Below are 20805 nucleotides of genomic sequence, written 5' to 3'. Positions count from 1 at the left end.
AGTTTTTCAATGACTTAAACAGACACCGTTTTTAAATTTGAATTCAACACACATTTCGACTAACATCGAAATTAAATCTTGAGGAGTTAATATGAACTTAGAAGTCGTTGCGAAAGCACTTAAAGAGTTGGGGCACCCTATTCGCCTAACCATTTATAAGAGTGTCGTTAAAGCTGGCTACCAAGGCATTGCAGTTGGCGGCCTACAAGAAGAGCTAGGCATTCCCGGTTCTACCTTGTCTCACCACATATCAAGCTTGGCGTCTGCAGGCCTAATCAGCCAAAGGCGAGAAGGAAGAACTCTATTCTGCGTGGCGGAGTATGAGTGCTTAGAAGGAGTGATTGATTTCTTACAAGACGAGTGTTGCGTAAATGAACAGTGCAACTAATGCACCTTTGAAGCTAGAACAAGTCTGGGCCAAGTATCAGCAAGCATTAAAGTCATTCCTGCATTCAAAGGTCAAAGCCAGCAATTGATGCTGGCTTTGTTGTTTTCATAATCTGCAAATCACTCTTTACTTAAGCGAATCGAGTGCTTGAGCGAACCGAACTATGCTGCTTCCGCTTTTACCACAGGTTGATAGCGCCCCGGTTTATGATTCATCGCTAGAATCAAGTTGGTGACTATCGCACCAAGCACAGACAGAAGAACCAATGACACATCAACAATGAACAGAGAAAGCACAACAATCGTGCAGTCTAATGCCATCTGAACCTTACCCGCTCGAATCCCAAAACGTTCTTGTAAGAACAACGCCAGAATGTTGAAGCCACCCAAGCTCATCTTATGACGGAAAATCACCAACATGCCCGTACCAATTAATCCGCCGCCAAGTAATGCTGCGTACAGTGCATGAATCTCGGCTATCTGAATCACATGATACAAATGATCCACGGCGAACGAGACAATCGAAACGGCAATAAAGGTGTTGATAGTGAAGCGCCACCCCATACGAGCGACAGACAAAATATAGAAAGGTAAGTTAAGTGCGAAGAACACTTGGCCAAAGCTCAAGTCCGTCACTTTGGTAATGAAGATAGCTAGACCAGCCGTGCCTCCAGTAAGCAGACCGACCTGATTGAAAAAGATAACGCCGAGTGATACCAATGCGCTACCTAAGATCAGCGCCAGTAAGTTTTCGCGAAGGTTATGATCTTTATCCATGTGAATGACTCTCCCTGAATCTTTTAACATCGTGTTTCAGTCAGTTGAAACGATTTACGCCCAAATTTACGATGTTCATCAGATAAGTCGAGCGAATAGCCGATCTTGCGAGGTGATTAGTTTGTATATTAGTTTTTACAGTTTTGTGAAAAATCTCAATAAAGCAATCAGTTACGAACATGAAATTAAGTATCTACTCTGAATTACACACTTCTACCGTTGAATCAGTGAGCATAGCGTTTTCCTACTTATTGGTCATGTTTCATCCCAATTCCAGCGATATATAAGTCTATGCATAAAACGCATAGACTAAATCACAAATGGTCATTTGATACATAACCTACTCATCACTATGATGCGCGACTTCTTACAACATTGAGCGCATGTCAACACCGTATGTTTTCACAATCTCTTTTTGCCCAATTGGCCAGAATGACGCTATTTCTCGTCATTAGTTTGGTTATTGTGCATCACAGTCAGCCATTGATTGATCTCTTGGCTCAGCATGCCGTGAGCAGTGGCTGCCACCAGCAATCAGCGCACGAGCATGCTGGGCACGAACATCACCATGAGATGACTGACCAACACATGTCAGCGCAAGACCACTCACATCACCACCATTAATTTAAGAGTATTAGAATGAGCATTTTCCGTTTTCCTTTACTGGTATGGCTAGGGATAGGCACACTTATTATCAGTCTAGGGATCAGACAATCATTCGGCATTTTCATGATGCCAATTTCAGAGCATTTCGGTACAGGTCGCGAGTTTTTCAGCTTTGCGATTGCGCTACAAAACCTTTTGTTCGGCGTGTTCCAACCTTTTGTTGGTATGGCAGCCGACAAATGGGGAGCAAGACGCATCATTATCGCGGGTGCATGTGCTTACGGTTTGGGTTTACTTCTTACCTCAATTTCTACCGAATCGAGCATGCTTTACGTCTCATTGGGTGCACTCGTTGGCCTTGGATTAAGTGCGACAAGTTATGTGATCGTGCTTGGCGCAGTGGCGAAAGTTGTACCAGCAGAGCACGCGGCTAAGGCGTTTGGCTTAACCACGGCTGCAGGTTCATTTGGTATGTTCGCGGTAATTCCGGGCGCACAATACATGCTGAACGAGTTTGATTGGCAAAGTGCGATGCAAGTGTTTGGCGTACTATGTTGTTTGATGATCTCTTTTGCGCTGTTCATGCGAGCGCCTAAAGCAGCCTCAAACAAACAAGCGCAAGCTGAAGAGAACCAAACACTGAAAGAAGCGCTGTCTGAAGCATTTGCTCACAAAGGTTACTGGTTGATTCACGCGGGCTTCTTCGTGTGCGGTTTCCACGTAATGTTTATCGCAACGCACTTACCGAGCTATTTAGCAGATAAAGACCTACCCGCGAGCAGCGCTGCGATGGCACTGGCTTACGTTGGCATCTTCAACATCTTCGGGTCTTACTTCTGGGGTGTGATGGGCGACAAGTTCAGCAAACGCCACGTTATGTCTGCACTGTACTTAGTACGAACTGTGGTTATCGGTGCGTTTGTTACTCTGCCTGTGACTGAGTCAACTGCGGCTATCTTCGGTGCGGCCATTGGATTCTGTTGGCTAGGTACAGTGCCGCTAACGTCTGGCTTAGTTCGTCAGATCTTCGGTGCCCGTTACCTATCAACGTTGTACGGCTTGGTGTTCTTTACTCACCAAGTAGGTAGCTTCTTAGGCGCTTGGGTTGGTGGTCGTATTTACGATTACTACGGTTCTTACGAGCCAATCTGGTGGTCAACGGTGGTGCTGGCATTTGCAGCAGCACTTATCCATTTACCAATCAATGACAAGCCCATTGAGCGATTGAAATTGGCAATGGCTTAACGTTTTATGCTGACTCCCCCACTAGCGTAAACAACAAGTCGTTCCAATAAAGCGAGTGAGTATTGAAAGGAAGCATCCTGAGATACTCACTCGCTTTTTTGTTGGTCGTTATAATAGAAATGATAACTAGCGAAACTGGCATAAAGCTCACTGAATAATAAGACTATTCTTTTGGTTTTCATTTATAGTATCCACCCGCTCCTTTAAAACTAATCCGCAGGCTTATGGAATACATAGATCAGACTGTCCTTATCGCAATGGCACTCATTTTTGTCGGCTCGTTTGTGCAAACCGCAATCGGCTTTGGTTTGGCCATTGTTGCAGCCCCACTGCTGTTTTTGGTCTCTCCAGATTATGTACCTGCGCCTATCTGTTTAATTGGTCTGTTTATCTCGTTATTCAACGCTTTTAAACATCGAGCAAATATCTCTATTGGCGGATTAAAAATCGCATTGCTGGGCCGTATTCCAGGCTCACTAGCTGGCGGGGCTTTGTTGGTGATGGTTTCAACGAGCGTGTTATCACTATGGTTGGGCTTATTGGTGGTATTTGCCGTGATTGTTAGCCTACTGCCTTTTAGACTCGAACCAACCCCAACTAAGATGGGCATTGCGGGATTCTTTTCTGGGTTCTTTGGCACCAGTTCGGGCATTGGTGGTCCGCCGATGGCACTGCTACTCCAACACCAAGATGCCAATCAGCTTCGTGGTAACCTTTCTGCGTTTTTCGTGTTTAGTTCGATCATCTCGTTGATTGTTCAAATCCCAATTGGCTTCTTCACCATGCACCATTTGATCATTACCATCCCTTTGCTGCCTGCGGCTTGGTTAGGTTATAAAGTGGCATTGATGACGACACAAAGCATCCCTAAAGAGAAGATACGCATTGGTTCATTGCTGCTATGTTCTATCAGTGGCTTTACGGCAATTTGGCAGGGTTTAGCTGGCTAGTGCTTGGTGAATTAAAGACGGGAAGGTAGAAAGAGATCTTAAAAACCACAGATCAAACACCCAATAGATAAAAGGACGTTCTATGACTTACGATGAATTCAATACATTCTGCGAGTCACTGCCTGCAACCAGTTATGTGATGCAGTGGAATAACTCTCACGTTTGGAAAGTAGGTGGCAAGGTGTTCGCGATTGGTGGTTGGGGACCGAAAGATGAGCCTGCGTTTATCTTCAAGGCGTCCGATCAAAATTTCGACTTTCTCAAAGAAGAGCCAGGCTATAAACCCGCGCCCTACTTTGCTTCTCGTGGCATGAAGTGGATTCAGCTTTTTGAGAGCACATCAGAAAGGGATGAGGAACTAAGATACTACCTCACTGAGTCACACCGAATTGTGTCTTTGGGGCTTACCAAAAAGAAACAAGCAGAACTCGGGCTCAATCAGTAGTCAGAATATCTACTTGTTAAATATAGATTTATGCTCGTCTTAAAAACTTAGGCCGCTCTTAAAACCTTAAGCCTCTCTTAAAAACTTAGGTGACTCTTAAAAATTTAGGCAATAAAGGTTCTATCTTTTGCGTTGGAATCAGTGGCACCAATAAATAAATTAAACCCGCAAAGGCGATAGACGCCGCTAGGTCTTCAGGTCGATGCATGCCAAGCCAAACACGGCTATAGGCGACACCACCAGCCCAAACCAACAAACCGCCGACTAGGTAAAAGCGTTTCGCCTCTATGAACAATCCACCAAAGAATGCCAAACACACACCGACAAAGATCATGTGTCCAGATGGGAAAGAGTAATCCGTTTCGCCATGCCAATGACGAGTTCGCCACTCGCTGACCTTATCTTGTACAGATTCAATCGCGGCATTTTTTTCTACCAAAGGCAGCTCGTAAAACAGCTCTGGCATTTCAACGACTTCCTGAGTTACCAAATACTCAGAATAAGGACGAGGGCTCTCAGTGGAATGCTTTAAGAAGGTCTTCGCTGCAAAGCTGAGCACCAACAGCAGACCGAGTTGCAAACAAAGGCTGACTAACTTAGCTTTAGAAAACTTCATCGTGAGCAAGATTAAAGACAAAACAGCGAGTGTGACCAAGAACCCTTGATTCCCCGCCGAGTATGTCACAAACGTCATAAAAGCACCGTAGAAAGGCAGAACCGCACTTCCAAGGTCGAAGTCAGATCCAAAGATCAAAAAGGGTACTAGAGAATACAAGCTTAAAACGAGCAGTAATAGGCCTTTGGATTTGTTAGAGAACAGAGAAGTCATGGCTAAGATCTTTGAGATAAAGTGGTTGGATGCTATCGCAGCTTAGCATCGCCTATATCAATTTTATGTCAAAACGGTCAGTAAACCGTCATGGTGTAACAATAATCGATTAAAGGGCGTCTTGAGTATTGAGCTGATGAACTGTCACGCCATCACCAATAATACAGACCATCCACTTGTGCACATATAGACATCAAAACCCACTAAACATAACCAGCGCCCGACTAAACACCGCACGCCAAGGTCTGCCGATAAAGTGAACACTTACCGGATTATAAGGCCAGAATCTGAAAAACTTTGCTGTCAGTCCTTTAAATCCACAATCGAAAGGATTACCATCTGATCTGCTTTCAAAGCAAAACAAATTATTAATTTTTATTCTCAGGGCGGGGCGAAATTCCCCACCGGCGGTATGTCCTTAGCAAAATCTAAAGATAAGCCCGCGAGCGCTCGATTCGTCGAGGTCAGCAGATCTGGTGAGATGCCAGAGCCGACGGTTATAGTCCGGATGAGAGAGAATGGAAACACACTCGTTTAAGTTGGAAAGGCGCACCTATCTATTGGGTTGATGCCTCCAACTCAGGCGGGTGCATTTCGTTTTGGATAAAACCATAATGAGCTAAAGCCTCTTGTAATGAGTAGGCTTTGTCGTGCTCGGTTGAGATCCCTCATACAGCCCTGATTCTGGTGATATTTTAGGAGTTTAACCATGAATCAGTCTTCACTACTTGCCGAATTTGGCGAACCAATCACTCGCGTTGAAAACGCACTGCAAGCTCTGCGCGAAGGTCGTGGCGTACTTCTACTTGACGATGAAGATCGTGAGAACGAAGGCGACATTATCTACTCAGTAGAACACCTAACCAATGCTCAAATGGCGCTTATGATCCGCGAATGCAGCGGCATTGTGTGCTTGTGTCTAACCGACGAGCAAGCAAACCAACTTGAACTTCCACCTATGGTTGTTGATAACAACAGCGCAAACCAAACTGCGTTTACCGTCACTATCGAAGCGAAAGTTGGCGTAACAACCGGTGTTTCTGCCGCTGACCGTGTAACAACGATCAAGACAGCTGCCAACCCAACAGCTAAGCCTACTGACCTTGCTCGCCCTGGTCACGTATTCCCATTGCGTGCGCGTAAAGGTGGCGTACTTGCTCGCCGCGGCCACACAGAAGGTACTGTGGATCTTATGCAAATGGCTGGTCTTCAATCGGCTGGCGTACTATGTGAAGTAACCAACCCAGACGGCACGATGGCAAAAGCGCCAGAGATCGTTGCTTTCGGCAAACTTCACAACATGCCAGTACTGACCATTGAAGACATGGTGATGTACCGCACTGAGTTCGATCTTAAGCTTGCGTAACACTTAGCACTTAGCACTTAAGCTAACGAAACTCAGAAGTGAACATTTAAAGGCCTCACTCTTACTGCTTTTTCTAGTTAAAAGTACATAAAGGGTTAGGCCTTCTTCATTTCCTACACTGAAACCTAAGATCCATCTCCTCGCCAACGACTAACCTCTCAAAAAATTCTGCAAAATATGAGAAAGATTCCCTCGAATGGTGAAGTCATGCACCATCATTGATCACCCTCAATCACATAAAAATCATAAGCAACTGAAATATAACACTTATTAATTTTGGCATGGTGTCTGCACTACCACTAAGTAGGTATACGCATATTAGGAGTTAAATATGTTTGTAATTATTTCAGTTGGTTTATCCATAGCAGTACTTGCTGCCCTATTTCATTTTTCAAGGAAGAGACAAACGGCGCTATCACACAGGTTTGAAACCTTGGTTCTGCTCAGAGAGTTATTGTTGTTATCACGCAAACATCGTGCAGCAACGCATTATGCTCTGGCGTATAAATTGTCTAGCGACTCGATTCGCAAAGTGAATGAGATTTACGACAACATACTTGAAGTATCTGAACTGCTTCAATCCCATGTGTCGTTCGATAGCCGTCCTATGTATCGCATCTACCACCTCAAACTCATCGCCATGCACAGCGACTGGCAAAACCGTAGCTTGGTGCGTAACCAATCAATTCATGGCAAAACGATTCGTCACAGCATGTTTTTGATGGATGAGGTGATGATCATTTGGTTGATTCAGTCTGAACGAGAAGACATGAGCCGCGAGTACCACATGAACTGGCAACAGCTCTTGGATTGCATGGAAATCCTGACCAAGTTACGCATGTGCATACCTGATATGGAGAAGCCTGAGGAGTACGCGAGATTCAAATTCTACGCATCTCAGACACACCGCAAACTTAACCAATTATCGATTATCTGCCCTATCAGCAGTGGGTCGCCCATTTGTACACGTGCGATGCATGCACTTACCGAGATCGCATCAAGCACTGAAGCGACCCAACCAGCAGATAGCATGTACGAGTTAACCAGTGATATCTCTACTGTGGTATCGCAAGTCTACGACCAAGTATTATCCGACATCACTAGAAACTTGTATCAGCCTTTACCAGACGTAAACGAAAAGGTGATAAATACCCGATTATCCGTACATCATTACATGTAAAGACTTCGTGAGAGGAGAGCGTGCTGGAACTCTGGATTATTGAGTTCAAATCCGATATCACCATTGATATCGGATTTTTGTATTTATGGGCTTATATATTTATTTGGTTCTATTTTAGGGCGAGACAAGTTATGAGCGATGTAAGCTTAAACGTCTCCAGATTTGATATCGCCAGACCAAGCTTCTGCTGCAAAATCAATGAACTGACGAACAACAGGCAGCTGATAACTGCGAGACAAGTACACCGCCCAAAGCACACTACTCGGTGAAACAAAATCATCCAAAATTCGTTTCAGCTTCCCTTCAGTAATCAACGGATTCGCTAAATCACAAGGTAATCGAACAACCCCTTTGCCATGCTGTGCGGCGCGAGCTAACACCCCAACATCGTTGGCCTTAATAGTCCCCGACACCTCAACCGAATAATGTTGGTTATCCTTAACAAAATCCCACTTAGAGACACTCAAATGACGAAAACAATTGTGTTGTCTAAGCGCTTCAACCGTTTCAGGTTCACCGTGTTTGTCTAGGTAGTCTTGTGAGGCACACACCACCGAATCAATTTCCATTAGCTTTCGAGCAATCAAACTATCGTCAGGTTGATCGGTATAGCGCAGCGCAATATCGATTCTATCATCCACCAGCTGAGCAAAATGGTCAGAAGCAAATAGCTCTACCGTGATACTGGGATGAAGCTCTGTGAACTGTTCAACCACACTCAACAGCATATGTTGAGTCAAGCCAATTGGGGCTGCTATTCGAATGGTTCCGGAAAGAGCATCGGTTTGATTAAGTGCAGTGACTTCTAGCTCCGCCGTTTCATGGAGTATTTTTTCGCAACGTTGTAGCGCAATCTCCCCTGCTGTCGTCAAACTTACCTTACGAGTCGTTCTGTGCAGAAGCCTTTGTTTTAACCACCCTTCGATCTCTTGAACATGCCGTGAAACCTGTAAACGGCTCATGTCCAAATGCTCTGCTGCTTGAGTAAAACTGGCGCAATTTGCGACTTCAACAAAGCTACGCATCGCCGTCAACCTGTCCATCACACTCTCCCTTACCGACTTAACCAAGCCTATTAGATAACTGTATAGATACAATCTACATCATTTCACGATATTTATCGCAATCTAGTAAGCTATTAGACTGCAATGGCTGTCGAGAAACAGACTCAATAAATTAGATAATTGGAGAGACATTATGAAAATTGCAGTATTAGGCGCATCAGGTTGGATTGGTAGTCACATCGCTCAAGAAGCTCAATCTCGCGGACACGAAGTTGTTGCTGTTGTAAGAGATGCAAGCCGCGTAGAAATCAGCGATGTTGAAGTTCGTTCATTTGATTTACAAGATGAAGCGGCAAGTCTAGCGACCGCCTTCTCAGGCGTTGATGCGGTTATTGCTTCGATTGGCGGACGTGCTCTAGGCAATCACGACATCGTAAAAAGCACAGCGACTAAGCTGCTTGATACACTGCCAAGCATTGGTATCGAACGTCTACTTTGGGTAGGTGGTGCGGGTTCATTAGAAGTAGCGCCAAACGTACCGTTAGTTACCGTTCCGGCCTTTCCAGCAGAGCATAAAAACGAAGCGCTAGCACAAGGTGAAGCGCTTGAAGTGTTCAAACAGTCTAACAGCGAGGTTAACTGGACGTTCATTAGCCCAGCAGCAGAAATCTTCCCTGGCGAGAAACTATCAACCTACCGTACCGGTGGCGACCAATTGCTCACCGACCAAGACGGCAACAGCAAAATATCCGTTAGCGATTACGCTATTGCGATGATTGATGAACTCGAATCTGGCAAGTTCCCACACCAACGTATTGGTGTCGCTTACTAGTCAGCTCATATATAAAAACTAAAAAAAGCCGCTTGTTCAAAACAATGCGGCTTTCTCATCTTTTACTGAGCATTCCTTTAATCCAATGGCAGATGCCCCGTTTTCACTAGGATAACCGTCTCTTCTTCCACATAAGGAAAATGCTCACTCATGTGCGGGCTGCGCATCCAGGTGTGTTTCGGGTACTCACCATGTTCGTCTTTAAAGGTGCCAGAAAGTACAAATATCTCTTCACCGCCAAAGTGGCGATGCGGCTGAAAACGTTCGCCAACTGGCCACTTCACTAACGCGACATGCTCGTGTTCGAATTCATGCAGTGGCATCACTTGTAAGCCACCAATACCAGGTAACCATTCCGTTTCTAGAGTATTGATGCGAACTTGAGTTAAGTCTCTCGCGTCAAACTGGTTGAGCTTCACCAAGATCGTACAGCCATCTTTGCTTGATGGAGAATGCGCGCCGCCCGGCGGATTACGGATATAAGTGCCAGCAGGGAAATCACCCGTTTCATCTGAGAACACGCCATCTAATACAAAGATCTCTTCGCCTTGTGGGTGTGGGTGCTCAGAAAACGAAGATTCAGGATCGTACTTCACCACGCTGGTCGTGTGGCCCGATTCTTTCTCTTCTCTTTCAAGTGGCTTACGCCAAACCCCTTTAGCAGGGCTTGCGACCCAATCTAGTGTCTCGGTTTCTATAACCAGTCTCTTTGAAAAGTCCATGTTGAACATAATGGCGACCTTACTCTTGTTATCGTTTTAATTATTATTGTTGTCTTTCTCGTTTCTATTCTACGCGAATATTGTTCAAGGAGGCCATCTCGCTGCTATTTTGCCTGCGTGACAGCCACCTAAAAAGAATCCTAATTAATTGCGGCCGGCAATCACACCGCCATCAACATCCCAGATTGCGCCCGTTACCCAATCTGCACTGTCTGACAGTAAGAAAGAGATGCTATTAGCGATGTCTTTCGGCAAACCAACTCGACCAATCGGGTGGAACGCGTTGAAGCCTTCTAGCGCTTGATCCACTTCTTCAGGTTTGATGAAAGATTCGTAAATCGGTGTTTTAACCACGGCTGGAGACACCGCATTCACACGAATGTTATGCTCAGCCAGTTCCATTGCCATGTGTTGTGTTAATGCATGCAGGCCAGCTTTAGCCATTGAATAGGCAGAAGATGGCGTCGCTTTGATTGCTTGCTTCGCCCACATAGAACCAACGTTAACTACACTGCCGCCGCCGTTCTGGATCATCAACTTGCTTATCGCTTGAGTGATGAAGAAGGTTGCTTTATTAAGCTGCATGTACTGCTCGTAATCAGTCTCTTGGTGATCAATAAACGCTTTAGGGTTGAAGTAACCAGCCGCATTAACAAGGTAACCAATACCTTCTTTGAGCGACTCTAAATGCGCAATAAGGCGAGACACACTGGCATCATCATAAAGGTTAGCTTGCCAGCCTGAAGCGTGACCTAACGATTGCAGCTCTGACACCGCTTTATCTAACTTAGTTGGGTTATTGCCGACCACCAACACATGGATGTTTTGAGCGACTAACTGCTTCGCTGTTTCAAAGCCCATACCACTTGTGCCACCGATTACGACTGCAATACCATTTTTAGTGAAGTTCATTTTGTTATCTCCTAAGTCATGTGAACGTGGTAATCTTAGGCTTTGAACTAACACTATGAATAGTAAGTACAAATCGGTTAGGTAGGTACTTATTGGTACATCTTTATGAAAAATCAGGAAAACTTTTTTTCAAGAAAATCTGCACCTGAGCGTTCCGCTCGCATGGTCGAAACCATCTACGGCTGTAAATGGTCGCTAACAGTTTATCAATTACTGGCAAATGGCATTAATCGTCCTGGTGAAATGGTGCGCTCAGTAGAAGGGCTATCGACCAAGGTGTTGAATGAATGTTTGAAGCGAAATGTAGAGTTTGGGATTTTGGATAAGCAGATGTTCAACGAACTGCCACCAAGAGTTGAATACCAAGTGACGCCGTTCGGCGAGAAGTTTTTGTTGATTCTAGAGCAGTTGGAAAACCTACAAAACGAAATCGACGAGATGTAAGCCCACGCTAATCCGCTCTATTCCAAATAATGGACAGCACGCACTATTTAGCTGACTGGCATTTGCTCAAAACGGCCTTTTACAAAATCAATGAAGGTTCGAATTCGGCTCGGTTGATAGCGGTCTCGATGGTAGATCGCTGAAAAGTCCACTTTAGGCACCACCCACTCATCAAACACCTGCTCTAGTTGTCCGTCATTGAGTTCTTGTAAGCAATAGATGGTGGGAACTCGAATAATCCCGTTGCCCGACTTCGCGCCCTGCACCAACACTCGCCCATTTTTACATTGCAGTCTGCCCGTGACATGCACATCGACCGTTTTCTTAGTGTCATCCAAAGCTTGAAAGCTCCACTTACGCACCGAGCCCGTTAAGCAATCATGGTGGATCAGATCTTTAGGATGGTTTGGCTTTCCTTTGCGAGCAAAATATTCTGGGCTCGCGAGTGTTCCCATTTCAATATCCAATAGCTTTCTAGCGATAAAGCCCGCATCTTCAAGACTCCCCATACGAAAAGCGATATCAAACGCATCTTCAATCAAGTCGACTCGGTTACTACTGAAATCAAGACTGATGCTGATGTCTGGGTAAAGCTGCATAAACTCATTGACCAGATCCGCGATGATCACCTCACCAAGATAACCTCCGACACAGTTTACTTTTATGTCGCCGCGCACCTCTTCGACATCGTCGACAGCAGCAATCAGAGCTTGGTCTATATTATCTAAGGCTTGTTCACATCTCGCGTACAGATCTTGCCCTGCGTGAGTCAGCCTCAAGGTTCGAGTGGTGCGGATAAACAGAGTCACACCCATCTGCTTTTCTAAACTACTCACTTGGCGTGATACGTGTGAACGAGACACATCCAACTCCTCCGCCGCTTTGGTGAAATTACCTAAACGAGCGATAAGCACGAAGGAGCGAATATCAGACAGGTTAATTTGATTGAGCATAGTCGCCAGCTTACTAATGAAGTTATGAGATAGACGCTTTTATTGTTGCACCACAGCAACAGTGTTTCAAGTAAAGCGCTATATATCAACAATGCTATTTTCCTTAATATACCTCCATCGCAACGAAGCAAGGCAACAAGCACTTGATTCGAATGCACTTAAACAATACGTCGTAGCCAACCGACGCAATATAAGTACAGAGGAAATAAAATGAAAAAACTAATCGTAATTACAGGTGCAAGCTCTGGTATTGGTGAAGCAATCGCTCGTCGTCTAAGCGATGAAGGTCACCCTCTGCTACTTTTAGCTCGTCGTATTGACCGCCTTGAAGCGCTGAATCTACCAAACTCTCTATCAGTAAAAGTAGACGTAACAGACAAAGCGTCTTTTGATGCAGCAATCGCACAAGGTGAAGAGAAATTTGGCCCTGTAGACGCGCTTATCAACAACGCTGGTGCAATGCTTCTTGGTCAAATCGATACTCAAGACGCACAAGAATGGAAGACAATGTTCGACGTGAACGTAATTGGTCTTCTAAACGGCATGCAGTCTGTACTTGCTCCGATGATGGAACGCAACACGGGTACTATCATCAACATCAGCTCTATCGCGGGTAAGAAAACATTCCCAAGCCACGCAGCTTACTGTGGTACTAAATTCGCGGTACACGCTATCTCTGAAAATGTTCGTGAAGAAGTGGCGGCTTCAAACGTTCGTGTTACCACTATCGCACCGGGTGCTGTAGAGACTGAGCTTCTATCTCACACTACATCTCAAGAGATCAAAGACGGTTACGATTCTTGGAAAGAAGATATGGGTGGTGTTTTGGCTGCTGACGATATCGCTCGCGCTGTATCATTCGCTTACCAACAACCACAGAACGTATGTATCCGTGAGATTGCTCTAGCACCAACTAAGCAACAACCATAGAAGCTAATCTATCACGCATATATTCGTGAAAATTAAATAGAAAGCGCCACTACTTAACAAGTAGTGGCGCTTTTGTTTTGATTCGAGCTAATTGCTAATAATAAGCTTGATTAAAACTCAACGCGGTAAACTGATGTGCTGCCGCTCACTTCATTGCCGACCGCGATAAAGTGGTTACCAGAGCGAGTGAAATACTTGATTGATTCTGGACCTAAGTCACCCGCTTTCGAGTTGTAAGTATCGTTGTCGCAATCACCGTCTTCATCAACCTTGGTGCACACTGGCTGAGTAAAGTCGCGGTTGTTTAGATAGCTGATGAAACTTGCACTCTTAGGCTGAGTTACGTCGTAAACCATGATGCCACCTTGGCGCTCAAGTCCAATAAAGGCATAGTGCTTGCCGTTGATCTCAGCCACTTCGATGGCTTCAGGTTCTACGCCTTTATCATCACTACGATCGTCACCGCTTTGGTTGTTATCATTGGTGCTGTTGAAGTTTGCAGGATCTTGCTCAAGTACGATTCGAGCAAAATCATCGCCGCTATCAAACACTAACTCGCCTGACTCATCCCAGATAGAGAACGAGCGGCTGCCGAATGCTTGAACCTTTTGGTCAGCAGCGAGTGTCCCTTGTGGCTTAATCACCTTAAGACGTGCAAGTTGCTTGTTGTCTTTCAATGCGCCAGCTAATGGGTGGTTAGCGTCAACATCTAACTTCTTGCCGCGTACTTCATCGACATAAGCAATACAAAAGTCTTTTTCTGTGGTGTAGTTTTCGGTGCCTTGATAGTCATCACCATCCCACTCAAAACCTTTATCATCACACACTTTTTGTGTCGTTTTGATGCCATACTCACGGCCATCGCCTTCGTTCGCAGTCACGATGTAAGTGTTACCATCAACACTGTAGCTAGTGATGCTATCTGGCATGTAAAGGCCTTCTAACATCGCGTAGCTTTGTAGATTGCCGATGTTTTTGTCTTTGTTTGACGCATCTAGCTGAGCGCTATCCCAAGGCTTTCCGCCTAGTCCAAGAATCGCATCCACTTGTGCACTCGCCACATCAATCGCGGCCAAAGCGTTGTTCTCTTGAAGGGCAACGTAGAGTTTTCCGTTATCAGCAAACGTTAGGTATTCCGGTTCAAGATCTTGAGCTACGGTTGCATTCGGCGCAGAGATTCGAACCTTGTCGGTCAGCTCTGCATGGCGAGGCTGACCTTGGTTGAATGCCTTGAAATCAATCTGAGTGACTGTCGCTTGCAACGGACCACTGCTTAAATCCACCAGCGTTACTGTACCTTCAGGGTCAATGCTGTAATCCGCATTCGGCTCACCTTCATTTGCAGAAGCAATGTAGCGGCCATCTTTCGAGAAGCTCACCATGTCTGGTAATGCACCAGCCGTATAAGTAGTGATCAGCTCTAACGTGTCTGAACGATAAAGTGCAATGATGCCGTTCTGTTGCTTGTCAGCATTTTCAATCGCGACAGCAACTAAGCCCTGATGAGTCGACACGCTGTTCGCAGCACCAATATCAATACCGGAAGCTGCAGTCGCTGATTGAAGATCAATGGAGCCCTCAGATGTTGGTTCACTAGCTGAGTTCATTGATAACACATCAACCTTCTGAGCTTGAGCGTTCACAACATAAAGCTTGTCGGTACATGAATCGTAGCTGACGATTTCGGCTGCAGAAGTATCAAACGGGACGTCAGCAATTGAACGGCCAACTAGGCTGATTCCGGATACCTCAGCATTGGAAGCGCTTGGCTGCTCGATGGATTGGCATTGAAGGCTAAAAGCATCAAGTGATGTTTGAGATGGCGTAGCAGTCGTTGGTGATGTTGGTTGAGAACAGCCTACTAGAGCAGAACTAACCGCGATAGGCAGTAATAATGTCAGCTTATTAAATTTACGATTCATATATCCTCCATAATTTGAATCGCGATCATAGAGGGCTGTTATGACACTTATCTTTCCCTTTTATTAACAATAAATGACCACAATAAGTTCCCCCTTACCCATAACAACAGGAAGTTAAGGCGAGCAATCTATTAACAAGTAAGCAAAAAAAAACGCCCAAGCTGGCTGATGCTTGAGCGCCTTTAGTAAACTGAATAGGGAGATTAGAAGTTGTAACCACCACCGATCATGAATACCCATGGGTCGATATCAACGTCTGTTGAGTACTGAACGCCACCAGCTTTGTATTTCGCTGTAGTATCAATGTCTGCATACCAAACTGACGCATTCAAGAACCAATCTTCATTGATCATGTAATCCATACCAATGTTTGCCGCAAGTCCCCAAGAGTCATCAAGAGATAAGTCACTTAAGCCTGCATCTTTACCAGTGCCATTAAGTTCTTCATCAAAGAAGACAGTGTAGTTAATGCCCGCACCTACGTAAGGGCGGAACTTGCTGTTTGCTTCGCCGAAGTAGTACTGAACCATCAACGTTGGTGGTAAGTGTTTTGTCTCGGCGATATCACCTAAACCACCATGGTTTGTAGAAATTGTATGGGAGAACGGTGTCGCTGCAAGAATCTCGAGACTGATGTTGTCTGTAAACATGTAACCAAATGTCAATCCAAGTTGGGTGTTTGAATCCACACCAAATTTTGACCCCGATGTCTCCAGAACATCTCCACTGCTATCGTTAGGAGATACCATTGCTGCACCTGCACGGATGATAAAATCACCTTCTTTATGAGCAAGAACATTCGTTGACATAAGAGCCGCAATAACCGCAATTCCACATACTGTTTTTTTCATTATTATTTCCTTTTGAGGGCTTATTCTTTATTGGTGAATGAGTAATCATTTCTTATTTTGCGTGCAAGGTATCATAGAATAACCCTACTTTATTGATGGAAATCAATTTGTGAAAATTTGTGATTACTTATGTAAATTTATATCGACCCGATCACTTTATTCCTTCATTTTATTGACAGTTTTGTAATGCGGTTTTTCCGTGCGTCATTTTGTTAATCCAATCCCTTCACTTTGTTCGGATCTTTCTTGGATCAAAATAGAGCAAGCCAACATCTCGCACGCATCATTTTGGTGCAGAACAACAAGAATCAATCTCGCCTCGTATAATATTCAATGAGTTACATTTGGCTTAGTGCTTGCAAGTCTATGCTCATAATCATAAATACATTGAGGTTCTGATCATGCAAGACACTCTAACAATCGTTCTGGCCGGCGGTGTTGGCTCTCGGCTTTCCCCTCTCACCGATAACCGTGCAAAACCTGCGGTACCCTTTGGTGGCAAATATCGAATCATCGATTTCACTCTCGCGAACTGCTTACACTCTGGGCTACGCCAAATTTTGGTGCTGACTCAGTACAAATCTCACTCTTTGCAAAAACACTTACGTGATGGTTGGTCGGTGCTTAACCCCGAGCTCGGCGAATACATCACCAATGTTCCCCCACAAATGCGAACCGGTGATAGCTGGTACAGCGGTACTGCCGATGCGATTTATCAAAACTTGTATTTGCTGTCTCGCAGTGAAGCTAAGCATGTGGTGGTGTTATCTGGCGACCATATCTATCGCATGGATTACGCGCCAATGCTCAAGCAGCACAAAAAGAACGAGGCCGACCTAACCGTGGCCTGCATGGAGGTTTCAATTGACGAAGCTAAAGAGTTTGGTGTGATGGAGATAGATGAATCTCTAGAGATCAATAACTTTACCGAAAAGCCACGTTACCCTGCATGTGTACCTGGTAGGCCAACTCGAAGCATGGCTTCAATGGGCATTTACGTCTTTGATAAAGAGGTACTAACACAAGCGCTCCTGGCGGACGCCGAAGATCCAAACTCAAGCCACGATTTTGGTAAAGACATCATTCCGAAATTGGTCGGCAACAACAGTGTTTATGCATATAAGTTTGGGGATGAAGAAGGCCGAGTGACCCAAGATGCGTACTGGAGAGATGTTGGTACTATCGACTCTTATTACCAATCCAACATGGACCTGTTAAAGCCAGCTTCGCCTATCGATTTATATCAACCTGATTGGGCAATTCGTACTTACGAACCGCAGCTGCCACCCGCACGAACCATTGCTTCTGTTGAAGGTAACCAAGGAATATTCATCAACTCGATGATAGCGAATGGCGTTGTAATTGAAGGCGGCTCGGCGCAAAACTCTATCTTCTTCCCTAAAGTGAAAGTCAGCAATGCCGCGATTGTGATTGATAGTATTCTGTTTGAAGATGTTGAGATTGGAAAAAATTGCCACATACAAAACTGCATCATCGATAAGAACGTTAAGGTGCCAGATGGAACCCAGATCGGTGTTGATAGCCTTGCCGATGCGAAACGCTTCCACATATCAAAAAAGGGCGTGATTGTGGTTCCCTCTTCTTACCAATTTGAAGAGTAACCTTTAACGTTGGGATAGCTTTTCTTTAAACGAAAAAAAGGCAGCGAACTCGCTGCCTTCTTATTTACACAGCTTCAGTTAAGCCTTAACTGTCCATGTATTCGATTAAACAGAAATCTTAGAAAGGCCCTAATTCGATCATTTGAGCAATCACAACGGAAACCAAAGCACCCACAGACCAAAACAAGAACAGTGGTAAGAAGAAACGAACCCACTTGGTGTAAGGCACTTTTGCAATAGCTAATACCGCCAGCAAGCCACCATTGGTTGGGTAAATATAGTTAGAGATACCATCCCCCAATTGAGAAGCCAGTGCCGCCACTTGGCGAGTCACTTGACCAATATCTGCCAATGGAATGATGATTGGCATAGTGATCACAGCTTGGCCACTGCCAGACGGAATGAATAAGTTGATCGTAGCCTGCGAGAAATAGATCCCTGCTGCTGCCACGAGTTTAGAGCTACCAGAAATGATCTGCGCAAGATAGTAGATGATCGAATCGACAATCTTCGCGTCTTCCATAATGGTCAACACCGAACGAGCGAAAAAGATGATCAGTACCGCGACCAATACGTCGCTAACACCTTTGGTCCAGTACTCACAAATCTTGTTCGGAGATAAACCCGCCACCAAACCCGGAATAATAGCCATCGCCACGAATGCACCCGCAATCTCGGTGAAGCCGAACCCCTTCGTCAACGTGCCGAAGATCATGTACGCGAACACGCCCAAAAACGCGATGCCCGCAAGCTTTTCACGTGTAGTCAGTGTTTTCGCTTCAACGTTAGATTCGTAGTGGTAACCCGTACCGTGCAACAAACCTTTGGTCGGGTCTTGCTTAACTTTGCGCGCGTAGTTAAGCACATACCACGCACCCGTTAGCAACATGAACATGCCAACAATAAAGCGGTACCACATACCTGAATACATAGGCAGTTCAGCGATAGTGTGTGCGATACCCGTAAAGAATGGGTTAGCCAAAGCGGCGGCGAAACCGGCACAACTTGCCAGTAAAACAACACCAAGTGCCGTAATCGCGTCATAGCCAAGCTTGATACAGATCGGGATCATCAAAGAGATAAAGATGACATCAAGTTCACGCATACCGGTGAAGGTAACGTTGAAGAAGATCGCCGTCATGATCACAGGTGCAATCACGTACAAGCCCTGCTTCTTTAGCTTAGTGGTTAGCGCAACAACGGATGCGTCTAACAGACCCATGTGTTTGATAATGCCAAAAGCACCACCCACAAATACCACAACGCCCATCACGCCAGAAGCGGATTTGAAGCCTTTAAAAAATGATTCGAAAAAAGAGGCTAATGTTGTTGGGTTGCTACTCAATTGTGTGTAGCTGTCTGGGTCGATAACCGTGCGGCCATTCATGACCACTCGCTCGAATTCACCAGCTGGAATGAAGTAAGTTGCGATTGCAGCAACGATCACCATGATAACCAAAGAGAGAAACGGGTGGTTTACTTCTTTCTCTGTCGGCGCTGCGTTACCAGCTTGAGATGTAGGTACGGATGTGGATACCGTAGTCGTCATATAGACTCCTTATTTGTCAGCAACTAAGGATCACTTAGCCGCCGAGAGGGATTTTTGGAAAAACGAAACCCTTCACGCTGAACTAAGTTCGCGCTAATTTAGGCTGTTTCAAAAAGGCCTTTGATAGATGGTGCTCTCAAATGTACATAGTGAAGTAGTGAGTACTACTCTCTTTGCGTCCGAGCAAAATGCAGATGTTCAGCCAAGTCAGGCCAAACTGAATGAGGTCATTACAAGCAGGTAAACAGAAAAGTCTGTTTTGGTAATGCGTTTTTTATCAATTACAAAGACAAGCGGCGGATATTAGCACAACGAGTCATTAATTGTCAGAAAAGTGTGAGTTTCGTCATGTTTTTGTGAGCAAAAGAAAAAAGCCCCACCTAAAGTGGGGCAAAACTTCCATCGCTTATAGTTATAGTGATAATTCTGTCGATCTATTCGATTATCTAACCTGCGTATCAGCTAGCGTGCTGGTTTTGCTAAAAGGCTAAACCAGCACTTGAATAATCAATTAACCAAAGTCACCGTTTACGTAACCTTTAGTACGATCATCTTTTGGTTCGCTGAAGATAACACTCGTTTCGTTATGCTCTACAAGCTCTCCCATTAGGAAGAAAGCCGTGCGGTCTGAAATACGACGCGCTTGCTGCATTGAGTGCGTTACGATAACGATAGTGAAGTCTTTCTTCAGATCTTCCATCAATTCTTCAATCTTGTGCGTCGCGATTGGATCGAGTGCCGATGTAGGCTCATCCATCAGGATTACATCCGGCTCCATTGCAATGGTACGAGCGATACATAGACGCTGTTGTTGACCACCAGACAAGCCAAATGCGTGTGCTTTAAGACGATCTTTTACTTCGTCCCAAAGTGCCGCACTGCGCAGTGAGCTTTCTACTACTTCATCAATGTGCTTCTTGTCTTTGATACCTTGAGCACGTAAGCCGTAAGCCACGTTCTCGTAGATGCTCATTGGGAATGGGTTTGGCTTTTGGAATACCATGCCTACGCGGATACGCAGGTCAGCCACATCAATATTGCCGTAGATGTTTGTGCCATCCATATCCAGCTTACCTTTGATAGTAACGCCTTCAATTAGGTCATTCATGCGGTTCAAACAACGTAGTAGCGTTGACTTACCACAACCAGATGGGCCAATCAGTGCCGTAACCTGACGAGTTGGAATTGGCAGGTTGATAGATTTAAGCGCTTGGTTGTCGCCGTAAAACAGATCTAGGTTCTCAATATCAAATTTGTTCATTGTCGTAATCTCTAAATT

General features: G+C 45.0%; 21 protein-coding genes, 1 pseudogene and 1 riboswitch. Of the genes and pseudogenes, 11 read left to right on the top strand and 11 right to left on the bottom strand.

The window, feature by feature from the left end; translation table 11 throughout:
* Nucleotides 1–91: 91 nt before the first annotated feature.
* Both OCV19_RS23920 and OCV19_RS23915 read left to right on the top strand, forming a co-directional pair.
* A complete protein-coding gene (locus OCV19_RS23920; RefSeq protein ID WP_004733042.1) occupies nt 92–388 on the top strand; it encodes an ArsR/SmtB family transcription factor in 297 nt (98 codons plus the stop codon).
* Nucleotides 372–470: pseudogene (locus OCV19_RS23915) on the top strand (RNA polymerase sigma factor SigZ); the annotation flags it as partial. The gene OCV19_RS23920 and the pseudogene OCV19_RS23915, both read left to right, overlap by 17 nt.
* Before the next feature lie 79 nt (nt 471–549).
* Here OCV19_RS23915 and OCV19_RS23910 read toward each other — a convergent pair.
* Nucleotides 550–1164, bottom strand: a complete 615-nt coding sequence (locus tag OCV19_RS23910; protein ID WP_017065874.1) for a YitT family protein — start codon at nt 1162–1164, stop codon at nt 550–552.
* A gap of 460 nt (nt 1165–1624) precedes the next feature.
* Nucleotides 1625–1774: a hypothetical protein gene (locus tag OCV19_RS24935; protein ID WP_170926821.1), complete on the bottom strand. Its 150-nt coding sequence runs from the start codon at nt 1772–1774 to the stop codon at nt 1625–1627.
* 29 nt (nt 1775–1803) lie between these two features.
* Between OCV19_RS24935 and OCV19_RS23900 the strand changes: the two genes are divergently transcribed.
* The 3 genes from OCV19_RS23900 to OCV19_RS23890 all read left to right on the top strand — a co-directional run bounded on the left by OCV19_RS23900 (nt 1804) and on the right by OCV19_RS23890 (nt 4410).
* Nucleotides 1804–3015 (top strand): MFS transporter, encoded by a 1212-nt coding sequence (locus tag OCV19_RS23900; RefSeq protein WP_048611602.1) that lies wholly within the window; start codon nt 1804–1806, stop codon nt 3013–3015.
* 224 nt (nt 3016–3239) lie between these two features.
* On the top strand, nt 3240–3965 hold the full coding sequence (locus tag OCV19_RS23895) for a sulfite exporter TauE/SafE family protein (protein ID WP_170926822.1): 726 nt from the start codon (nt 3240–3242) through the stop codon (nt 3963–3965).
* 82 nt (nt 3966–4047) lie between these two features.
* Nucleotides 4048–4410, top strand: a complete 363-nt coding sequence (locus OCV19_RS23890; protein WP_048613868.1) for an MmcQ/YjbR family DNA-binding protein — start codon at nt 4048–4050, stop codon at nt 4408–4410.
* 85 nt (nt 4411–4495) lie between these two features.
* Here OCV19_RS23890 and OCV19_RS23885 read toward each other — a convergent pair whose 3' ends face one another.
* Complete coding sequence (locus OCV19_RS23885; protein ID WP_065677303.1) at nt 4496–5239, bottom strand: phosphatase PAP2 family protein; 744 nt, start codon at nt 5237–5239, stop codon at nt 4496–4498.
* Between the two features lie 373 nt (nt 5240–5612).
* Nucleotides 5613–5763: riboswitch (FMN riboswitch) on the top strand.
* Between the two features lie 185 nt (nt 5764–5948).
* On the opposite strand from OCV19_RS23885, the gene ribB reads away from it, so the two are divergent.
* Both ribB and OCV19_RS23875 read left to right on the top strand, forming a co-directional pair.
* Nucleotides 5949–6605 (top strand): 3,4-dihydroxy-2-butanone-4-phosphate synthase, encoded by a 657-nt coding sequence (gene ribB / locus OCV19_RS23880; protein ID WP_017054827.1) that lies wholly within the window; start codon nt 5949–5951, stop codon nt 6603–6605.
* A gap of 331 nt (nt 6606–6936) precedes the next feature.
* A complete protein-coding gene (locus OCV19_RS23875) occupies nt 6937–7785 on the top strand; it encodes a hypothetical protein (RefSeq protein WP_065677302.1) in 849 nt (282 codons plus the stop codon).
* 146 nt (nt 7786–7931) lie between these two features.
* On the opposite strand, the gene OCV19_RS23870 is transcribed toward OCV19_RS23875, so the two are convergent.
* A complete protein-coding gene (locus OCV19_RS23870) occupies nt 7932–8828 on the bottom strand; it encodes a LysR family transcriptional regulator (protein WP_065677301.1) in 897 nt (298 codons plus the stop codon).
* A gap of 154 nt (nt 8829–8982) precedes the next feature.
* Here OCV19_RS23870 and OCV19_RS23865 point away from each other — a divergent pair, with 154 nt between their 5' ends.
* Nucleotides 8983–9621, top strand: coding sequence for an NAD(P)-dependent oxidoreductase (locus OCV19_RS23865; protein WP_065677300.1), 639 nt, complete (start codon nt 8983–8985; stop codon nt 9619–9621).
* Between the two features lie 77 nt (nt 9622–9698).
* Here OCV19_RS23865 and OCV19_RS23860 read toward each other — a convergent pair whose 3' ends face one another.
* Both OCV19_RS23860 and OCV19_RS23855 read right to left on the bottom strand, forming a co-directional pair.
* The gene (locus OCV19_RS23860; protein ID WP_065677299.1) at nt 9699–10352 is read right to left on the bottom strand and encodes a cupin domain-containing protein; all 654 of its coding nucleotides are present in this window, start codon (nt 10350–10352) and stop codon (nt 9699–9701) included.
* A 135-nt stretch (nt 10353–10487) separates the two neighbouring features.
* Nucleotides 10488–11255, bottom strand: a complete 768-nt coding sequence (locus OCV19_RS23855; protein ID WP_065677298.1) for an SDR family NAD(P)-dependent oxidoreductase — start codon at nt 11253–11255, stop codon at nt 10488–10490.
* 105 nt (nt 11256–11360) lie between these two features.
* Between OCV19_RS23855 and OCV19_RS23850 the strand changes: the two genes are divergently transcribed.
* Complete coding sequence (locus tag OCV19_RS23850) at nt 11361–11699, top strand: winged helix-turn-helix transcriptional regulator (RefSeq protein ID WP_017103534.1); 339 nt, start codon at nt 11361–11363, stop codon at nt 11697–11699.
* Between the two features lie 47 nt (nt 11700–11746).
* Here the strand turns inward: OCV19_RS23850 and OCV19_RS23845 are convergent, their stop codons facing one another.
* Entirely contained in the window at nt 11747–12652 is a 906-nt protein-coding gene (locus tag OCV19_RS23845) for a LysR family transcriptional regulator (protein WP_050643751.1), read from the bottom strand.
* Nucleotides 12653–12862: 210 nt separating this feature from the next.
* Here OCV19_RS23845 and OCV19_RS23840 point away from each other — a divergent pair, with 210 nt between their 5' ends.
* Nucleotides 12863–13582: an SDR family oxidoreductase gene (locus OCV19_RS23840; protein WP_008216572.1), complete on the top strand. Its 720-nt coding sequence runs from the start codon at nt 12863–12865 to the stop codon at nt 13580–13582.
* A gap of 110 nt (nt 13583–13692) precedes the next feature.
* On the opposite strand, the gene OCV19_RS23835 is transcribed toward OCV19_RS23840, so the two are convergent.
* The gene (locus tag OCV19_RS23835) at nt 13693–15504 is read right to left on the bottom strand and encodes a choice-of-anchor I family protein (protein WP_065677297.1); all 1812 of its coding nucleotides are present in this window, start codon (nt 15502–15504) and stop codon (nt 13693–13695) included.
* 203 nt (nt 15505–15707) lie between these two features.
* Complete coding sequence (gene ompW / locus OCV19_RS23830; RefSeq protein ID WP_065677296.1) at nt 15708–16355, bottom strand: outer membrane protein OmpW; 648 nt, start codon at nt 16353–16355, stop codon at nt 15708–15710.
* A gap of 401 nt (nt 16356–16756) precedes the next feature.
* On the opposite strand from ompW, the gene glgC reads away from it, so the two are divergent.
* Nucleotides 16757–17977 (top strand): glucose-1-phosphate adenylyltransferase, encoded by a 1221-nt coding sequence (glgC, locus tag OCV19_RS23825; RefSeq protein ID WP_065677295.1) that lies wholly within the window; start codon nt 16757–16759, stop codon nt 17975–17977.
* 118 nt (nt 17978–18095) lie between these two features.
* Here the strand turns inward: glgC and OCV19_RS23820 are convergent, their stop codons facing one another.
* Nucleotides 18096–19526 (bottom strand): YfcC family protein, encoded by a 1431-nt coding sequence (locus OCV19_RS23820; protein WP_065677294.1) that lies wholly within the window; start codon nt 19524–19526, stop codon nt 18096–18098.
* Between the two features lie 511 nt (nt 19527–20037).
* Nucleotides 20038–20787, bottom strand: a complete 750-nt coding sequence (gene pstB / locus OCV19_RS23815) for a phosphate ABC transporter ATP-binding protein PstB (RefSeq protein ID WP_004732036.1) — start codon at nt 20785–20787, stop codon at nt 20038–20040.
* Between the last annotated feature and the right edge of the window lie 18 nt (nt 20788–20805).

It is taken from the genome of Vibrio celticus (genome assembly GCF_024347335.1).
Classification (GTDB): Bacteria; Pseudomonadota; Gammaproteobacteria; order Enterobacterales; family Vibrionaceae; genus Vibrio; species Vibrio celticus.
This window is presented reverse-complemented; position numbering and strand designations above follow the sequence as displayed.

Coding starts and splice junctions, on each gene's coding strand:
- OCV19_RS23920 (WP_004733042.1), top strand. CDS start 92: ATGAACTTAGAAGTCGTTGCGAAAGCACTTAAAGAGTTGGGGCACCCT.
- OCV19_RS23910 (WP_017065874.1), bottom strand. CDS start 1,164: ATGGATAAAGATCATAACCTTCGCGAAAACTTACTGGCGCTGATCTTA.
- OCV19_RS23900 (WP_048611602.1), top strand. CDS start 1,804: ATGAGCATTTTCCGTTTTCCTTTACTGGTATGGCTAGGGATAGGCACA.
- OCV19_RS23895 (WP_170926822.1), top strand. CDS start 3,240: ATGGAATACATAGATCAGACTGTCCTTATCGCAATGGCACTCATTTTT.
- OCV19_RS23890 (WP_048613868.1), top strand. CDS start 4,048: ATGACTTACGATGAATTCAATACATTCTGCGAGTCACTGCCTGCAACC.
- OCV19_RS23885 (WP_065677303.1), bottom strand. CDS start 5,239: ATGACTTCTCTGTTCTCTAACAAATCCAAAGGCCTATTACTGCTCGTT.
- ribB (WP_017054827.1), top strand. CDS start 5,949: ATGAATCAGTCTTCACTACTTGCCGAATTTGGCGAACCAATCACTCGC.
- OCV19_RS23875 (WP_065677302.1), top strand. CDS start 6,937: ATGTTTGTAATTATTTCAGTTGGTTTATCCATAGCAGTACTTGCTGCC.
- OCV19_RS23870 (WP_065677301.1), bottom strand. CDS start 8,828: ATGGACAGGTTGACGGCGATGCGTAGCTTTGTTGAAGTCGCAAATTGC.
- OCV19_RS23865 (WP_065677300.1), top strand. CDS start 8,983: ATGAAAATTGCAGTATTAGGCGCATCAGGTTGGATTGGTAGTCACATC.
- OCV19_RS23860 (WP_065677299.1), bottom strand. CDS start 10,352: ATGTTCAACATGGACTTTTCAAAGAGACTGGTTATAGAAACCGAGACA.
- OCV19_RS23855 (WP_065677298.1), bottom strand. CDS start 11,255: ATGAACTTCACTAAAAATGGTATTGCAGTCGTAATCGGTGGCACAAGT.
- OCV19_RS23850 (WP_017103534.1), top strand. CDS start 11,361: ATGAAAAATCAGGAAAACTTTTTTTCAAGAAAATCTGCACCTGAGCGT.
- OCV19_RS23845 (WP_050643751.1), bottom strand. CDS start 12,652: ATGCTCAATCAAATTAACCTGTCTGATATTCGCTCCTTCGTGCTTATC.
- OCV19_RS23840 (WP_008216572.1), top strand. CDS start 12,863: ATGAAAAAACTAATCGTAATTACAGGTGCAAGCTCTGGTATTGGTGAA.
- OCV19_RS23835 (WP_065677297.1), bottom strand. CDS start 15,504: ATGAATCGTAAATTTAATAAGCTGACATTATTACTGCCTATCGCGGTT.
- ompW (WP_065677296.1), bottom strand. CDS start 16,355: ATGAAAAAAACAGTATGTGGAATTGCGGTTATTGCGGCTCTTATGTCA.
- glgC (WP_065677295.1), top strand. CDS start 16,757: ATGCAAGACACTCTAACAATCGTTCTGGCCGGCGGTGTTGGCTCTCGG.
- OCV19_RS23820 (WP_065677294.1), bottom strand. CDS start 19,526: ATGACGACTACGGTATCCACATCCGTACCTACATCTCAAGCTGGTAAC.
- pstB (WP_004732036.1), bottom strand. CDS start 20,787: ATGAACAAATTTGATATTGAGAACCTAGATCTGTTTTACGGCGACAAC.